This is a genomic window from Burkholderia sp. AU31624, assembly GCF_020420065.1.
Classification (GTDB): Bacteria; Pseudomonadota; Gammaproteobacteria; order Burkholderiales; family Burkholderiaceae; genus Burkholderia.
Window position 1 is genome coordinate 948,926 of sequence record NZ_JAIZRT010000001.1, and the last position, 16,483, is coordinate 965,408.

General features: G+C 67.2%; 14 protein-coding genes and 1 pseudogene. 12 read left to right on the top strand and 3 right to left on the bottom strand.

All coding sequences use genetic code 11. The features are described from left to right. Positions 1–142: 142 nt before the first annotated feature. Positions 143–1,396, top strand: coding sequence for a lipoprotein-releasing ABC transporter permease subunit (locus LGM89_RS04370; protein WP_226272382.1), 1,254 nt, complete (start codon positions 143–145; stop codon positions 1,394–1,396). Positions 1,397–1,428: 32 nt separating this feature from the next. On the opposite strand, the gene LGM89_RS04375 is transcribed toward LGM89_RS04370, so the two are convergent. Then, entirely contained in the window at positions 1,429–2,241 is an 813-nt protein-coding gene (locus LGM89_RS04375; RefSeq protein WP_226272383.1) for a hypothetical protein, read from the bottom strand. Between the two features lie 589 nt (positions 2,242–2,830). Between LGM89_RS04375 and LGM89_RS04380 the strand changes: the two genes are divergently transcribed. From LGM89_RS04380 to LGM89_RS04395, 4 genes and pseudogenes are all read left to right on the top strand, one after another. Further along, positions 2,831–4,783 carry a Xaa-Pro dipeptidyl-peptidase gene (locus LGM89_RS04380; RefSeq protein ID WP_226272384.1) on the top strand — a complete coding sequence of 651 codons (1,953 nt, stop codon included), beginning with the start codon at positions 2,831–2,833 and terminating at the stop codon, positions 4,781–4,783. A gap of 265 nt (positions 4,784–5,048) precedes the next feature. Then, positions 5,049–6,011 carry an SAM-dependent methyltransferase gene (locus LGM89_RS04385; protein WP_089496302.1) on the top strand — a complete coding sequence of 321 codons (963 nt, stop codon included), beginning with the start codon at positions 5,049–5,051 and terminating at the stop codon, positions 6,009–6,011. A 45-nt stretch (positions 6,012–6,056) separates the two neighbouring features. Beyond that, a complete protein-coding gene (locus tag LGM89_RS04390) occupies positions 6,057–7,160 on the top strand; it encodes a terpene synthase family protein (RefSeq protein ID WP_226272385.1) in 1,104 nt (367 codons plus the stop codon). Between the two features lie 269 nt (positions 7,161–7,429). Further along, positions 7,430–7,570, top strand: a pseudogene (locus LGM89_RS04395) (CocE/NonD family hydrolase C-terminal non-catalytic domain-containing protein); the annotation flags it as partial. Between the two features lie 136 nt (positions 7,571–7,706). On the opposite strand, the gene LGM89_RS04400 reads toward LGM89_RS04395, so the two are convergent. After that, positions 7,707–8,615: a LysR family transcriptional regulator gene (locus tag LGM89_RS04400; RefSeq protein ID WP_089496300.1), complete on the bottom strand. Its 909-nt coding sequence runs from the start codon at positions 8,613–8,615 to the stop codon at positions 7,707–7,709. A 143-nt stretch (positions 8,616–8,758) separates the two neighbouring features. On the opposite strand from LGM89_RS04400, the gene LGM89_RS04405 reads away from it, so the two are divergent. The 3 genes from LGM89_RS04405 (at position 8,759) to LGM89_RS04415 (ending at position 11,479) form a co-directional block, all read left to right on the top strand. After that, the gene (locus LGM89_RS04405) at positions 8,759–9,880 is read left to right on the top strand and encodes an alkene reductase (protein ID WP_226272386.1); all 1,122 of its coding nucleotides are present in this window, start codon (positions 8,759–8,761) and stop codon (positions 9,878–9,880) included. Positions 9,881–9,954: 74 nt separating this feature from the next. After that, a complete protein-coding gene (locus LGM89_RS04410) occupies positions 9,955–10,395 on the top strand; it encodes a DoxX family protein (protein WP_089441722.1) in 441 nt (146 codons plus the stop codon). Between the two features lie 76 nt (positions 10,396–10,471). After that, positions 10,472–11,479, top strand: coding sequence for a quinone oxidoreductase family protein (locus LGM89_RS04415; protein WP_226203220.1), 1,008 nt, complete (start codon positions 10,472–10,474; stop codon positions 11,477–11,479). A 96-nt stretch (positions 11,480–11,575) separates the two neighbouring features. On the opposite strand, the gene LGM89_RS04420 is transcribed toward LGM89_RS04415, so the two are convergent. Next, entirely contained in the window at positions 11,576–12,505 is a 930-nt protein-coding gene (locus tag LGM89_RS04420) for a 2-hydroxyacid dehydrogenase (protein ID WP_226272387.1), read from the bottom strand. Positions 12,506–12,671: 166 nt separating this feature from the next. Here LGM89_RS04420 and LGM89_RS04425 point away from each other — a divergent pair, with 166 nt between their 5' ends. Genes LGM89_RS04425 through LGM89_RS04440 form a run of 4 tightly spaced genes read left to right on the top strand, consistent with a single transcriptional unit; the run spans position 12,672 to position 16,469 of the window. After that, positions 12,672–13,595: an ABC transporter substrate-binding protein gene (locus LGM89_RS04425; RefSeq protein WP_089496295.1), complete on the top strand. Its 924-nt coding sequence runs from the start codon at positions 12,672–12,674 to the stop codon at positions 13,593–13,595. Further along, on the top strand, positions 13,592–14,770 hold the full coding sequence (locus LGM89_RS04430) for an ABC transporter permease (RefSeq protein ID WP_226272388.1): 1,179 nt from the start codon (positions 13,592–13,594) through the stop codon (positions 14,768–14,770). The genes LGM89_RS04425 and LGM89_RS04430 overlap by 4 nt, the downstream gene beginning before the upstream one ends. Then, positions 14,767–15,705, top strand: a complete 939-nt coding sequence (locus LGM89_RS04435) for an ABC transporter ATP-binding protein (protein WP_226272389.1) — start codon at positions 14,767–14,769, stop codon at positions 15,703–15,705. The genes LGM89_RS04430 and LGM89_RS04435 overlap by 4 nt, the downstream gene beginning before the upstream one ends. After that, positions 15,702–16,469, top strand: a complete 768-nt coding sequence (locus LGM89_RS04440) for an ABC transporter permease (protein WP_089433157.1) — start codon at positions 15,702–15,704, stop codon at positions 16,467–16,469. Before LGM89_RS04435 ends, LGM89_RS04440 begins: the two co-directional genes overlap by 4 nt. Positions 16,470–16,483: the final 14 nt, after the last annotated feature.

Genomic DNA, 16,483 nt, shown 5'->3' on the forward strand with positions numbered 1-16,483 from the left:
GTGTGCCGGCGCGCAACGCCGCCGGATGACCGGCCGGTCGGGCGGGTCTCGGTCGTCCATCGCGCAACCTCCGCCCACGGCGGCGCCGCGTTCGCTAGAATGCGCGGCTCGGCAGGATCGAATCGAAATGAAAGGAAACCGCTTGAAACTCCCGTTCGAATGGCAGATCGGGCTGCGCTATGCGCGCGGCGGCCGGCGCTCGGCCGGCGACGGCTTCGTGTCGTTCATTGCCGGCGCCGCGATGGCCGGCATCGCGCTCGGCGTCGCCGCGCTGATCGTCGTGCTGTCGGTGATGAACGGATTCCGGACCGAAGTGCGCGACCGGATGCTGTCGGTGCTCGCCCACGTGGAAATCTTCTCGCCGACCGGCGCGATGCCCGACTGGCGGCTCACCGCTCATGAGTCGCTGCAGAATCCGGCGGTGCGCGCCGTCGCACCCTATGTCGACGCACAGGCGCTGCTGACGAATGCGGGCAGCGTGACGGGCGTCGCGCTGCGCGGCATCGATCCCGTGCTGGAGCCGCGGGTGTCCGAGATCGCGCGCAAGCTGAAGACCGGGCGGCTCGACGCGCTCGTGCCGGGCGAGATGGGCATCGTGCTCGGCTCGGCGCTGGCGGACGCGCTGCACGTGAAGATCGGCGACCGCATCACGTTCTTCGCGCCCGGCAACACCGCACGCATCGGCGACGCGCTGCCGCGGTTCAGGCAGTTCAACGTGGTCGGCACGTTCGAGTCGGGCCACTATCAGTACGACAGCGCGCTCGCCTACATCCACCTCCGCGACGCGCAGACGCTGTTCAACGTGCGTGCGCCGACCGGCATCCGGCTGCGCCTCGACGATCTGCAGCGCGCGCCGGACGTCGCGCTGGAACTGTCGCGCACGCTGTCGGGCAACCTCTATATCCGCGACTGGACGCGGCAGAACCGCACGTGGTTCGAAGCCGAGCGGCTGCAAAAGCGCATGCTGTCGCTGATCCTGATGCTGATCGTCGCGGTCGCCGCGTTCAACCTCGTGTCGTCGCTCGTGATGACCGTCACCCAGAAGCAGGGCGACATCGCGATCCTGCGCACGCTCGGCGCGCCGCCCGGGTCGATCATGAAGATCTTCGCGATCCAGGGGATGACGATCGGCCTCGCCGGCACGCTCGCGGGTGTCGCGCTCGGCTGCGCGATCGCGGTGAGCATCCCGTGGGTGCTGCCGGCGATCGAGCAGTTGCTCGGCATCCGCTTCCTGACGCCGTCCGTGTACTTCCTCAGCTCGCTGCCGTCGAAGCTCGCGACGGCCGACGTGATCGAGATCGCCGCGGCCGCGTTCCTGATGTCGTGCGTCGCGACGCTCTACCCGAGCTGGCGCGCCGCGCGGGTGCGGCCGGCCGAGGCGCTGCGCGACGAATAGGCGCGCGGCGTCCGGCTCCGTCACGCCCGTGGCTACGCGATCTCGTGAAAGCCGATGCTGTTGCGGCCGTTCAGGATGTTCTCGAACGCCTCCCCGAAGCCGACGTCGATCAGGCCGGCACGCCGGCCGTAGGTCTTCTGCCCGGACTCGTCGACGAAGATCGCCGCACCCGACGACAACTGGCGGTCGGTATCCAGCAGCGCCAGCGTGCCGCGCGCGGTGCCGGCCGACTGATCGAACGTCAGCCGCGTGCCGTCCTGCGTGGTGAAATGCCCGCCGGCCTCGTCGAACTTCCGGTTGCGCGCGACGGACGCATTCATCTCCTTCATGAAGCGGAAATCCGCATCAGCGCGCTGGCTGGCCACCTTGCGATCCTCGTCCGTGAACGTCTCGCCGACGGCGGCCGCACCCTGCTCCGCGAAATCGATGGCCTGCTGGTGAAACGCGCGCGTTGCGAGCACGAGGCCCGCGTTCGCGTTCAGCGTCGACTCCACCCACGCGCGATCGCTTTCCGTCATCGTCTTCGATACGACCTTGATCTGGCCGTTGTCGGTCATGAAGTCGAACTGCGCGTCGGCCAGGTCCGGACGCTTCGCGATGATCTCGTGCAGGCTCGTCGCGAGCTGGCTGGTGACGTCGCGCAGCTTCGTCGACAGGTTGCCCAGGATCGACATCTGCTTCATGCGCGCCGCCTGCATCGCGTCCGGGTCCAGCGCGCGGATGGTGATCGGCGTGTCCTGCGCTTGCCCGGCCGCCGCGTCCGTCTGCTGGCGCCCGTCGAGCGCAGCCTGCTGCGCCATCTGCACGAGCGAAAAGCCGCTCGCTGCCGTGACAGAAGTCGTCATGCCCTCTCTCCTTTCAATCTGTTTTTTACCGTTTACGGACAGATTTCCCGGAAATTTAGACCGATCGCAGGTCGATCGCCCCGCATGCTTAAAACTTTGTTTGACTCAAACTAAAAAAGTTTGACACCGAGATTTCACTGAGATAAGTTTTGCGCAAGCTTCCGGAAAGCATTCCGGCCAGCCCCGCCGACTCGCGTCGCGCTTTCCTGCCGTTGCAGCACCGCCGTTCGCACCATCCCCGCCTCATCGCATCGTGCCGTTCCGTTTCATCTGAAACCTGAAGGAAGATCGGGCATGCCCGCATTTGATTCGTACTCCTGTATTCACTTCGTGCCGCCGGCCTCGCTTCGACCGGGTGGCCCGAATCAGCCGCCGCGCTGACGCTTTGCGGTCGAGGCGATGCAATCGCCCCGACGCTCGCCGGGTTGCGCGATGCGTGACGCGCGTCGACACCGGCCGTGGCACCCGGGCCTCGCGCCCGGCGCTTTCGAAGGTGCAGTTCCGTTTCATCCGATGCAGCACCCGGCCGGGCCGCAGGGGGTATATCGCGTGCCGACCGGTTCCAGACAATCACAACAAGAGGTCGACAATGGACATTCATCGAACCGGATTGCGTCGCGCGTGGCTTCCCGCGCTCGTTGCGGCCGCAACGCTCGCCGCGTGCGGCGGCGACGACGGCGGCAGCGTGGCGGGCGCTTCCGCGCTCGCGCAGGGCCAACAGGAGGAGGTCGCCGCCGCGGCCGACAAGCAGTCGCTCGCGTCACGCATTTCGCCGTCGGGCGTGCCGTACGCCAATCCGGCCAGCGGCGGCCGCTACCGGCCCGTGATCACGAACGGCCAGGTGCAGCCGTCGCTGTCGGGCGGCACGATCGAGGAGAACGCGTGGGTCGACACGCCGGTCGACTCCGACGGCGACGGCACGCGCGACCGCATCCACGTGCGCATCGTGCGCCCGACCGAAACCGCGAACGGCGCGCGCACGCCTGTCATCGTGCTCGCGAGCCCGTACTACGCGGGCCTCGCCGACAGCCCCGACCACAACGTCGACGTCGAACTCGACGGCACGCCGCATCCGGTCGCCACGGCGGCCACGGCAGCGACCGGCGCCTCCGCGCGCATCATGGCCGCCGCGCCGCAGGTGCGGATGCTGCAGCAGGTCGAGGCGGCCGCCGCCGGGCGCTCGTGGATCGAGGGCTACTTCATTCCGCGCGGCTTCACGATCGTCTACGCGGATTCGCTCGGCACGGCCGGCTCGGACGGCTGCCCGACGATCCTCACCCGCGACGAATCGGTCGCGATGGCCTCGGTGATCCGCTGGCTCGGCCGCGACGCGACCGCGAAGGACGCGAACGGCAAGACGGTCGTCGCGAACTGGTCGACGGGCCACGTCGGCATGTACGGGGTGTCGTACGACGGCACGCTGCCGAAGATGGTCGCGAGCCTGCGCACGCGCGGGCTCGACGCGATCGTGCCGGTCGCCGGGCTGACGAACATGTACGGCTACTACCGCTCGGGCGGCCTCGTGCGTGCGCCGGAAGGCTATCAGGGCGAGGACGTCGACGTGTACATCAAGGCGCTGCTGACGAACGCGCATCCGGAGCGCTGCACGCACCTGATCGACGAAGCGCTGCAGCAGGAAGACCGCAAGACCGGCGACTATTCGCCGTTCTGGGCCGCGCGCGATATTCCCACCGCGCTCGCGGTCGCGCCGGCGCTCGTCGCGCAAGGGCTCACCGACGACAACGTGCGGGTCGACCAGTCGACGCTGTGGCATCTCGCGATGCGGCGCCAGGGTGTGCCGACGCAGCTGTGGCTGCATCGCCTGAAGCACACCGACCCGACCCGCGTGCCGGCGATGGCCGAGGCGTGGACCGCGGAAGTGAACCGCTGGTTCACGCGCTACCTGATCGGTTTCGACAACGGCGTCGAACGCGATCCGCGCGCGGTGATCGAGCAGGCGGACGGCACGCTGCTGAAGGAAGCGGACTGGGCCGCACGCCACGCCACGCCGGTCACGTACTTCGCGGGCGGCGACGGCGCGGGCACCGGCACGCTGCTGCGACTGCCGACCGGCGGCCCGCTCGCTCGTTTCACCGACGATGCGCGCATCACCGCGCTCACGCTGGCGAACGCGCCGACGGGCGAGAACCGCAGCCGCTTCGAAACCGCGCCGCTCACGGCCGCGACACGCCTGTCCGGTTCGGCGACCGCGCGCGTCAGGCTGACCTTCACGGCCGTGGCCAACGTGACGGCCCTGCTGGTCGATCGCGCGCCGGACGGCACGGCGACGATCGTCACGCGTGCGTGGACCGATCCGCGCAACCGCGTGTCGGAGTGGGTCTCGCAGCCGGTTCTGCCCGGCATGCCGTACGACCTGAAGCTGACGTTCATGCCGCGTGACTACAAGCTGGAAGCCGGCCACCGGCTGGGGCTCGTCGTGCTGTCGAGCGACAACGAGGCGACGCTGCGGCCGACACCGGGCACCGGGCTGACGCTCGATCCGGCCGGTACGTCGGTGACGGTGCCGCTGGCTTCGTCCTGAGCGGGCATGCCCGTACTGAAGCCATCCCGGGACGCCAGCGCACCGGCGTCCCGGGATAGCTTCATTCATTCGGTTCCATTTCCCGATTCTTATGGAAACGGAAGCAACGGCTCTTTAAAACAAGAATTCCACGCTTCATAAATCAATTACATTATTGAATCGAAATCAGAAACAATCTGATATCGCTTGACATCGATTCCCCGCCGGCTAGATTTAAAAATCAATAATCCGGACATTTGTAGCCGGTCGCTGCGGGGGAACGGCAATGAACAACCTGATCACCGGTACAACCGCAGCATCCGCGTCACCATTGAACGATCGGCGTAACCCGCCATTCGCGGCAATTCGGGGCCGAGAGCGAAACGATTACGAATCCCGGGTCGTGGAGGCCTACCAGGACGACCCGGTGAACTGGAGCAAGGCCATCGGCGATCGCCTCTGGTTCCAGTTCGGCGTCTTTGACCATCCCCAATCGCCGAGGCCGGTCGATCTCGACGAATCCGGCCTCAGGTATTTCGAACGGCAATTGAAGATCGCCGGTCTGGAGACGCCAGGGCGCCAGCCAATCAACCGGGTACTCGATATCGGATGCGGATGGGGAACCGTGCTGCGCGATCTATCCGAGCGGTTTCCCGACTGCCATCGCCTGGACGGCATCAACATCAGCAGCCGCCAGCTCGAATATTGCGCCGAGGTAAACGCCGCGCGGCGATTGTCCGACAGGATCAACCTGTTCCAGTGCAATGCCCTGGACATCGACCTGCTGCCGGATGTCGACCAGCCCTACGACCTCGTGATCATGCGCGGTGTGATCTCCCATTTCCCCTATGATCTCTTCGAAATCGTGATGGCCAAATTGCGTCAGCGGCTGGGCGCAAACGGGACAGTCATCGTTTCGGATAACTTATATAACGTCGACCTCTCCGAATACCGTTCCGATACGCCCGACCTGGTCGACAGGCTCGCATGCAAGTATCGCAAGACCCCCGCGTACCTGCGCCAGGTATTCGAGCAAAGCGGCTTCCGCGTCCAGGACATGCAGGTCCTGCCGAACCGGACAGACGCGACGCGATGGCTGTTGAACGTTCAGGACAACATCGAGCGCCATTTCCCGACGGGCGCGGTCGGCGCGCTGGAGGAACTCCGCGTGATGTGCGAAAGCCTGGCCGTCGCCATCGTGAAGCATCAGGTTTCCATCTATAGCTTCGTGCTCAAGCACGGTCGATGAAGGCCGCCCGTTCCCGCCGCCGGACATCAAGCCCGAGAACCCGCCATGACAGATATTCCCAACTTCGTCCGCAACCTGCCTGGCCTGCCGAAGCCCGGGGAGACAATCTTCCATCCGGACTTCCATCTGCAGTTGAAACCCATGTGGCATCCGCACCATGACGAGGCGGAACGCCGGATCGCGCTCACGGACAGCCCGTACATCCTGGCCTACTACGGCAGCCAGAAGGCCGTCGAACATTATCTGGCGCAAAGCATGCCGTCATTCGGCGGCCTATGCTATCCGCACACCCTGAACGACAGGATCTACGATCTGGAACGGATGATGAGCATCACCACGCTGATCGACGACACCATCACCAACCCCGCGATGCTGGAGCAGGCGCACAAGCGCTCGACATTGCGCCAGCACTACTTCGATGCAATCGCCGGCATTCGCCCGCCCGACACCGCGCCCATCGCGCAATTGCTGTACGAGGGGCTCTTGCCCGTCAAGGCACATCTGGCGTCGAAACCGCGTGTCTGGAAACGCATGGAGGACGCGCTGCATACGCTGATCATCAGGCAGACGGATCCGCTGGCCCTGAAGATGGACGAACTCACATTCGACGCCTACCTCGAGATGCGGCGCATCGACAACTACGGGGAATGGGCAGCCATCATGACGGAGTACGCCATCGACGTCGACATGACCGAGCACCTGGTGGCCGACCGCTCGCTGGCGGAAATGAGAACGGCCGCCATCGATTCGATTACGCTGGTCAACGACCCGTATTCATTCCGAAAGGAAATTCATATCGCCGATTCGGTCAACTCGGTCTGGCTGCTGATGTACAGGGAGGGCCTGAAACTCCAGGATGCGCTGAACAAGCTGGCAACGCTGGTTGCGGAGAACGAGCGCAATCTGATGGCAGCGCGCGATCGCGTCCTTGCCGGCCCGCTCGGGAATCGGGCGGATGTGCGCGCCTACGTGACCGAGCTCGAGCATCTGGCGTCCGGCAATGCGGAATTTCACGCGATCAGCACGCGCTACCATGGCCGGGATTTCAAAGGGAAACGGTTCATTTCCGGTGAGGTGACCATTCGGCCGCTCCCCTCCACGGATGAAGTCGCGGCGGCCGATCTGGCCGGTGTCCGTCCCGCGAATTGAGGCAACCGGATCGGCCACGCAAACGCATCGATACGGTCGAAACAACGGCAACGGACATGCTTCGCGCTGTCGCGAACACCCGCGCGCGCAATAGCGAGCCGCATGCCTCGCGCCGTTGGTCTGCCGGCATGACCACATCCTCACGGGCCGGTCATCTCAATCTGCGGCACGTATCCGGCCAATCGCCGGACGCTAAGGAGTGAAATGCTGTTTCATGCAGATCGTTATTTCGGCGCTTGATTGGCCGCCGCGACGCAATTTTTTTCATCTTCTTGCTGGAAGCCGGCCACCGGCTGGGGCTCGTCGTGCTGTCGAGCGACAACGAGGCGACGCTGCGGCCGACACCGGGCACCGGGCTGACGCTCGATCCGGCCGGTACGTCGGTGACGGTGCCGCTGGCTTCGTCCTGAGCGGGCATACGCCGCGCGGAACGCGCTTCCGCCGGCGTGCGTCGCTGACACGGCCGAGCGTCCGGCCAGCCTTCAATCGTCGCGGATTGCAAGGCTGGCCGGGCGGCCTGCCCGGCCGGCCGCCGCCGGGCATGGGTCAGGCCCGCCGGCCATTCGGATCGCCCTGACGACTCAAATAATCGATCAGCCACTGCGCGGCGGGACCGCTCGCGCGATCGGCACGCCGGATCAGCGATAGTCCGTATCGGAACGTGCGCCGGTCGGCCAGTTGCACCGGCACGAGACGGCCCGACTGCAGATCGTCCTCGATCAGATGCATCGGCATCGATCCCCAGCCCAGCCCGGCGAGCAGCAACCGATGTTTCGCGCCAAGGTCGGCCACCTTCCAGGTGCGGGTCGCATGGATTCCGAACGATTGCCCGTCGGTGACCTTGCTGCGGTCGGTGAGCACGATCTGCGTATGTTCGCGCGCCTCCGAGAGCGGAATCGGCAGGTCGCGCAACCCGAGCGGATGCATGGGCGCCGCAACGGTCAGCAACTCGATCGCCCCCATCGAGGTCGCGTCGATCGCATCCGGCCAGTTCGGAATCGGGCCGCTGATGCCGAGCGCACAGCCGCCGTCGAGCACCAGCTTCATGACGCCGCCGAGCGCTTCGATCGCCAGGTTGAGTGCGACGGTCGGGAACGCCTCGGCAAACGCCTGCATGCCTTCGACCAGCTTCGGCAACGGAAACATCACGTCGACGGCCAGCGACAGCTCGGCTTCCACGCCGCCCCGCAAACCGGCCGTCTTCGCCTGCAACTGCCCCATCAGCATGTCGAGCCGACGCGCATCGGCGAGCACGACCTCGCCGGCCGCCGTCAGCTGCGGACGGCGTCTGCCGCGTTCGAACAACGGCATGCCCAGCTGTGCCTCGAGGCTGGCGACCGCATAACTCACCACCGATTGCGCCCTGCCGAGCCGACGCGCCGCCCCTGAAAAGCTGCCTGCCTCGACGACGGCGACGAACGCACGAAGCTGATCCAGATTGGGGCTGCGATCCACGATCTATCCAGAAAATTGATTTTAACGATCCATTCTAGCCAATTGTTTGGATCGAAACGATCCCCTACATTCCTGTCACGCCATGTCGATCGCGGCTTCCCCGCGTCGACAATCCCCCGTCAATGTCACAGGAACATGGAACCATGACGACCGACCGCTTTCTCTCGCCGCCCCGGGCGCCTGCGCGTCCGACGCTGTTCGACCCGATCGGACTCGGGCGCATCACGCTCAGGAATCGCATCGTAATGGCGCCGATGACGCGCAGCCGTGCCGGTGCCGGCGACGCGCCCGGCCCGATGAACGCGACCTACTACGCACAACGGGCCTCGGCCGGCCTGACCGTCACCGAGGGCGCGCAGATCTCGCCACAGGGCAAGGGCTATCCGTTCACGCCGGGCATCTACAGCGACGCGCAGATCGCCGGCTGGAAACAGGTGACCGACGCGGTGCACCGTGAAGGCGGCCGCATTTTCGTGCAACTGGCCCATGTCGGCCGCATCGGTCACCCGGACCTGCAGCCGGACGGCGCACGACCGGTCGCGCCGTCGCCGATCCGGCCCGACGGCGACGCGTATACGCCGACCGGCCCGCAGCCGTACCCGGTACCGCGCGCGCTCGAAACCGCCGAATTGCCCGCCATCGTCGATCAATACGTGCTTGCCGCTCGTGCCGCATTGCAGGCCGGGTTCGACGGCGTGGAGATCCACGCCGGCAACGGCTATCTGCTTGACCAGTTCCTGCGCGACGGCACGAACCGCCGGACCGACGACTACGGCGGCACGATCGACAACCGGCTTCGTCTGCCGCTCGAGATCGTGCGCGCAGTCGGCCTCGTTTCAGGCCCCGATCGATTAGGGATCCGTATCTCTCCGGTCACGCCGCATTTCGGTGGAATCGCGGATAGCGATCCGCAAACGCTGTTCGAGCAATTCGCCAACCGGCTGAGCGGCCTCGCGGTCTATCTCCATGTCGTCGAAGGCGTCCCCCAGGCCGCACCGGACGCGGTGCCCGCATTCGACTACGGCGCGCTCAAGCGCGCGTTCGGCGGGCATTACATCGCGAACAACGGCTATACGAAAGCACGCGCGGAAACGGCGCTTTCCGCGGGCCACGCCGATCTCGTGTCGTTCGGCTACCCGTTCATCGCGAACCCGGATCTTGCCGAACGCCTCCGGCACGACCGGCCGCTCGCGCATGCGGACATGTCCATGGCCTATGGCGGCGGCGAAGCCGGCTATACCGACTACCCGCCGTTCCGCGCATGAGCGCGGCCCCGAACCCGAACCGCTGAACACGGCGGCGGATCGCCGATCCGCCGCCTCACGAACGAGGACTCACCATGATTCGATCGATCAACCGCACCCTGTACCGAACCGCTACGCAGACGCCCGCCGTCAACGCCATCCTGTCCGTCCTGGTGCGCACCCTCATCGCCGGCGTCTACGTCGGCGCGGGCATCAGCAAGATCTTCAACTACGCAGGCACCGAGCAATACATGGCGCACATGGGCGTACCGGGGGCACTGCTGCCGCTCGTGATCTTCGTCGAGGTCGCCGGCGGCCTCGCGTTGATCGCCGGCTTCATGACGCGACTCGCCGCGCTTGGGCTCGCGATCTTTTCGGTCATCGCCGCGGTGATCTTCCATAGCGGCGGCGACCAGACGCAGCAGACCTTCTTCATGATGAACCTGTCGATGACGGGCGGCCTGCTCGCGCTCGTGCTGAATGGCGCGGGCCGCGCCTCGTTCGATCGCGGCGATCGAACGTCCCTGCCGGAGTGATCCGGCCGACGCCGCGTCCTGCCCGACACCTCACACACCCCGGGGGCAACGCCCCCGCATCCAGCGAGATTTTCCCGTGAATACCATGAATGCCATTCAGATCGATCGTTTCGGCGCTCCGTCCGTACTCCGTCCGGTCGTGATCGAGCGCCCGACACCGGCTCCCGACGAAGTCCTCGTGCGCGTGACGCGCATCGGACTGAATTTCGCGGAAACGCTGCAACGCGCCGGTACCTATCCGGGCCCGGCGCCGACTTTGCCGGCGATATTGGGATCGGAAACGGTCGGCACCGTCGAAGCCGTAGGCGCGAACGTGCGGGACTTCCGCGTCGGCGATCGCGTGGCCGCGGCGCTGTTCGGTGCAACGAGCGGAACCGGCGGGTATGCCGAATATGTGACGGTACGCGCTCCGCTGATCGTCGCGATTCCCGACGCCGTTTCGGACGACGACGCCGTCGCGGTCATGCTGCAGGGGCTGGTCGCCCGCATGCTGCTGCGCGAGACGCCGGTGGCCGCACGATCCGTCGCCATCACCGCCGCTGCCGGCGGCGTCGGTTCCATGCTCATCCAGCTGGCGAGACTCGACGGTGCCAGGACGATCGTCGGCCTGGCCGGTTCCACGGAGAAGCTATCGACGGTGCGGGCGCTCGGTGCCGATCAGGCCGTGAGCTATCGCGACGACGCGTGGGTCGATCGACTGGGCGCCGCAACCGGCGGCACGGGCCCCGACGTCGTGTTCGATTCGATCGGTGGCGCCGTGGCCCGCACGCTGGCGTCCAGCCTTGCGCCGCAAGGTCGTTTCGTCGCCTATGGCGCGGCAAGCGGCCAGTTGCTCGCAGTCGACGACAGCCTGATGAACGCGCTCATCTTCGGCTGCCGCTCGCTGTCGGGTTTCGCGTTGCATGCGTTCCTCGCCGATCACGTCGTCCAACAAACGCTCGGCGAGTTGTTCGGCCTGCTGGCCACCGGTGCGCTGAAGCCGCTGATCGGGGGCAGCTATGCGCTCGACGCGATCGTCGACGCGCATGCGGCGCTCGAGTCGGGCGGCACGACCGGCAAGCTCGTGCTGCGTATCGATCGATAGCGCTGCGCATCCGCCCTCGACCGTTGCGTGGCGCCTCTCATGCCGACATCGATCCCGGACGAAACGGTGAGCGGTGAATCATCGTCCCGGCGCCGCTCACACCGGCGTCAACACCGGCCGCCCTGAAAAGTGCCGCTCGGCATTGTCGATGAACTGCCGCACCGACCGATCGAGCGCCTCGGGCGACCAACCGCCCATGTGCGGCGTCAGCACGACGCTGTCGAGATCCGTCAGCGCGCGCGGCGGCTCGGGTTCGCCTTCGTACACGTCGAGCCCCGCGCCCGCGATGCGTCCTTCACGCAACGCGTCCGCCAAAGCAGCGGTATCGACAACGCTGCCGCGTGACACGTTGACGACGAACCCGCCAGGGCCGAGCGCGTCGAGCACCGCGCGATCGATCAGGTGCCGCGTACCCGCGCCGCCGGGCGTCGCGACGATCAGGAAATCGGCCCATTGCGCGAGCGTGTCGACGCGCTCGAAATAGCGGTAAGGGACGTTCTTCTGCGACCGGTTGTGATAACCGATCTCGATGTCGAAGCCGGCCGCGCGGCGCGCGCACTTCTCGCCGATCTTGCCGAGCCCGACGATACCGAGCTTCTTGCCCGACACGTTCGGCGGCATCGCCAGGCCGTCGCGCCACACGCCCGCACGGGTTTTCGCATCGAGCTGCACGACGTTGCGCACGGTCGCGAGCAGCAGCGCGAACGCATGATCGGCGACGCAATCGTCGTTGGTGCCGGCGCCCGTGACCACGGTCACGCCGCGCGCTTTGGCATGCGCGACATCGATGTGCTCGTAGCCGGCGCCGAGCGCGCTGACGAACGTGAGTTGCGGAAGACGATCGATCTCGGCGGCGGTGAGCCCCGTGCTGCCATTGGTCAGCACCGCGCGTATCGTGCCGCCGTGTTCGGCGATCGCACGTTCGCGTGCGTCGGATGTCGGGGCGTAGCGCACGTCGAACGACGCGGCGATCTCGCGATGCGCGTCGCCGCGCAATGCGATGAGAACCAGCAACTCGGGCTTCATGTCAGGAAGTGTCGGCAAGGCGGGAACGGATTCAGTGTAACAAGCCTGCCACACGGATGCGGGTAATCCCCACACGGGCTGTGGGCACGCCGCCGCACGCGGTTTGCCAAAGCCCGCTCAGTCAAGTAACTTTCGGCGTACGCCCCCGTCCTGGAGATTGGCCCGTATGAAGCTCGCCCTGCCCGCCCGGATCCTGGGCCTCGCGTTCGCCGCCGCCCTCGTCGCGCCCGGCGCGCATGCCGACACGCCCGTCGTGGTGTCGTCGAAGATCGACACCGAAGGCAACCTGCTCGGCAACCTCATCGCGCAGGTGCTGAAGGCCCACGGCATCCCCGTCACCGAAAAGATCGCGCTCGGCACCACGCCGATCGTGCGCAAGGCGCTCACGAGCGGCGAGATCGACGTCTACCCCGAATACACCGGCAATGCCGCGTTCTTCTTCAACAAGGCGGACGATCCGCTGTGGAAGAACGCGAGCCAGGGCTACGACACCGCGAAGCAACTCGACTACGCGGCGAACCATCTCGTCTGGCTCACCCCGGCGCCCGCGAACAACACGTGGGGCGTCGCCGTGCTCGCACCGGTCGCGCAGTCGCAGCACCTGAAGACCTTCTCCGATTTCGGCAAGTGGGTGGCCGGCGGCGGCAAGGTGAAGCTCGCGGCGTCGGCCGAATTCGTAAACAGCGCGTCGGCGCTGCCGTCGTTCGAGAAGGCGTACGGCTTCAAGCTGAAGCCCGACCAGCTCGTCGTGCTGTCCGGCGGCGACACGGCCGCCACCATCAAGGCCGCCGCGAACCAGACCGACGGCGTGAATGCCGCGATGGTCTACGGCACCGACGGCGGAATCTCGTCGAGCGGCCTCGCGGTGCTCGACGACGACAAGCACGTGCAGCCCGTCTACGCACCCGCGCCGGTGATCCGCGAAGCCGTGCTGAAAGCGCATCCGCAAATCGCCGACTACCTGAAGCCCGTGTTCGCGAGCCTCGACCTGAAGACGCTGCAGACGCTGAACGCGCGCATCCAGATCAACGGCGAACCGGCCGCCGGCGTCGCGAAAAGCTACCTGAAAGCGAAGGGCTTCGTTAAATGACGGGTCGCGCGGCAGCGTCCGCGCGGCGCATCACGGCGGACAAGGTCGGCATCCTGATCGGGGTCCTGACGATCGTCGCCGTGCTCGGCCTGCCGTTCGCGGTGTTGCGGCCGAACCGCATCGCGGCCGGCACCGACCTGTCGGTGTTCGCCGCGCTGCCGGCCCTGCAGGGCGCCGGGCTCGCCGCGCTGTGGATCGTCGGCGCGCTGTGGGCGATGACGGCCAGCCGCCCCGCGTGGCGCCTCATGGCCGGCTGCGCGTGGCTCGCCACGCTCGCGTACGCGGTCGGCGCGGCCGCGACGCACGTCGTCGCGCCTGACGACACGCTCGCCCGCGTATCGCCCTCCTCCGGCGTCTGGCTGCTGCTGTTCGCGTGGGCCGTGCTCGTCGCGGATGCGCTCGCACGGCTCGCATTCGGCCCGTGGCGGCGCCTCGCCGCGCTCGTCGTCGCGATAGCAGCGATTTCGGTGCCGCTCGCGAGCGGCTGGTGGGACGGACTTTCCGTGATGCGCGAATACGCGGTGCGCAGCGACGACTTCTGGATCGAGGCGATCCGGCACGTGTCGCTCGCCGGTGGCTCGGTGGCCGCCGCGCTCGTCGCGGGCGTGCCGCTCGGCATCGCCTGCGCGCGCATCGCGGCGGTGCGTACCGTCGCGATGCCCGTGCTCAATATCGTGCAGACGATCCCCAGCATCGCGATGTACGGGCTGATGATGGCGCCGCTCGGTTTGCTCGCCGCCCACGTGCCGTTCGCGGCCGCGCTCGGCATCCGCGGCATCGGCGTCGCACCGGCCGTGCTTGCGCTGTTCCTGTATTCGCTGCTGCCGATCGCGTCGAGCGTCGTGGTCGGGCTCGGCCAGGTGCCGCCGCACGTGACCGAAGCGGCGCGCGCGATGGGCATGACGCGCGCGCAGCGGCTGCTGCGCGTCGATCTCGTGCTCGCGCTGCCCGTGATCCTGAGCGGCGTGCGCATCGTGCTCGTGCAGAACATCGGGCTGACCGCGGTCGCCGCGCTGATCGGCGGCGGCGGCTTCGGCACCTTCATCTTCCAGGGGATCGGGCAATCGGCCGCCGATCTCGTGCTGCTCGGCGCGATCCCGACGATCGCGCTCGCGCTGGTGGCGGCCGTCATATTCGAAGCCGCGACCACGCTCGCGAAGGGGCGTGCAGGATGATCGAGATCGAACGTGCGGGCAAACGCTTCGGCGATATCGTCGCCGTCGACGACGTCTCGCTGACGATCGAGCGCGGCACGATCACCGCGCTCGTCGGTGCATCGGGCAGCGGCAAGTCGACGCTGCTGCGCATGATCAACCGGCTGATCGCGCCCACCAGCGGCACGATCCGCATCGACGGCGTCGATACGGCCACCGTGGCGCCCGAGCAGCTTCGCCGCGGCATCGGCTATGCGATCCAGGGGCACGGGCTGTTTCCGCACTGGAGCGTCGCGCGCAACATCGCGACCGTGCCGCGCCTGCTCGGCTGGCCGGCCGGTCGCATCGACTCGCGCGTGAACGAATTGCTCGACCTGTTCCATCTCGCGCCGGCCGAGTTCGCGGGCAAGCTGCCGCACGAACTGTCGGGCGGCCAGCAGCAGCGCGTCGGCGTCGCGCGCGCGCTCGCGGCCGAGCCCGCGATGCTGCTGATGGACGAGCCATTCGGCGCGCTCGACCCGATCATCCGCAACAAGGCGCAGGACGACCTGTTTGCCTTGCAGCGCCGCCTCGGCATCACCGTCGTGATCGTCACGCACGATATCGAGGAAGCGCTGAAGCTCGGCGACACGATCGCAGTCATGGACGGCGGCCGGCTGCTGCAGGTCGCAACGCCTGCCGAGATTCTCGGCAAGCCGGCAGCCGGCGTCGTCGAACAGCTGGTCGCCGGCGTCGACCGGCCGCTGCGCCTGCTCGCGCTGACGCCGATCGACGCGGTGGCCGAACCCGGTCATGCCGACGGCGAACCGATCGCCGCGACGCGCACGCTGCGCGATGCGGTGTCGGAGCTGCTGTGGCGCGGTGTCGATGTGCTTCCAGTGGAAGATGGCGACGGCCGCAACACGCGCCGCATCACGCTCGATGCGATCCGTGCGCACGCAAGGAAGCCCGCATGACGACGCACGGCAGCACGCGGCCCGGGCGGTCGGCACTTCCCGCCTACCTCGCACGCGCGGCCGCGCTCGCGCTGCTGCTCGTGCTGCTGTTGCGACCCGCCTGGCTGCAAGGCTTGTTCGCGCCGTTCGCCGACAACGGCGCGCCAGTGATCTACGATCGCGCGAGCCTGCTCGACCTCACGCTCGCGCATCTCGGCACGGTCGCGTTGTCGAGCGTGATCGGCACGATCGTCGCGGTCGCGGCCGGTATCGCGGTCACGCGGCCGTGGGGCGCGGATTTCCTGCCGGTCGCGCGCAGCGTCGTCGACATCGGCCAGACCTTCCCGCCCGTCGCGGTGCTCGCGCTCGCGGTGCCGGCCGTCGGCTTCGGCCTGAAGCCGGTGCTGATCGCGCTCGTGCTGTATGGCCTGCTGCCCGTGTTCGAAAGCACGATCGCGGGGCTCGAGGACGTGCCGCGCGACGTCGTCGATGCCGCGCGCGGGATGGGGATGAGCGGCTGGCAGCAACTCGTGTCGGTCGAGCTGCCGCTCGCGTTTCCGGTGATCGTCAACGGCGTGCGGCTCGCGGTCGTGATCAATCTCGGCACCGCGACGATCGGCTCGACGGTCGCCGCGCGCGGGCTCGGCGACGTCATCATCGCGGGGCTGCAGACGTCGAATACCGCGTTCGTGCTGCAGGGCGGCGTGATCGTCGGGCTGCTCGCGGTGCTCGTCAGCGATGCGATCGGCGCGATTGCACGGGTGGCGGCCGCACGGCGCGCGTAGAAGCCGTTGCGCGA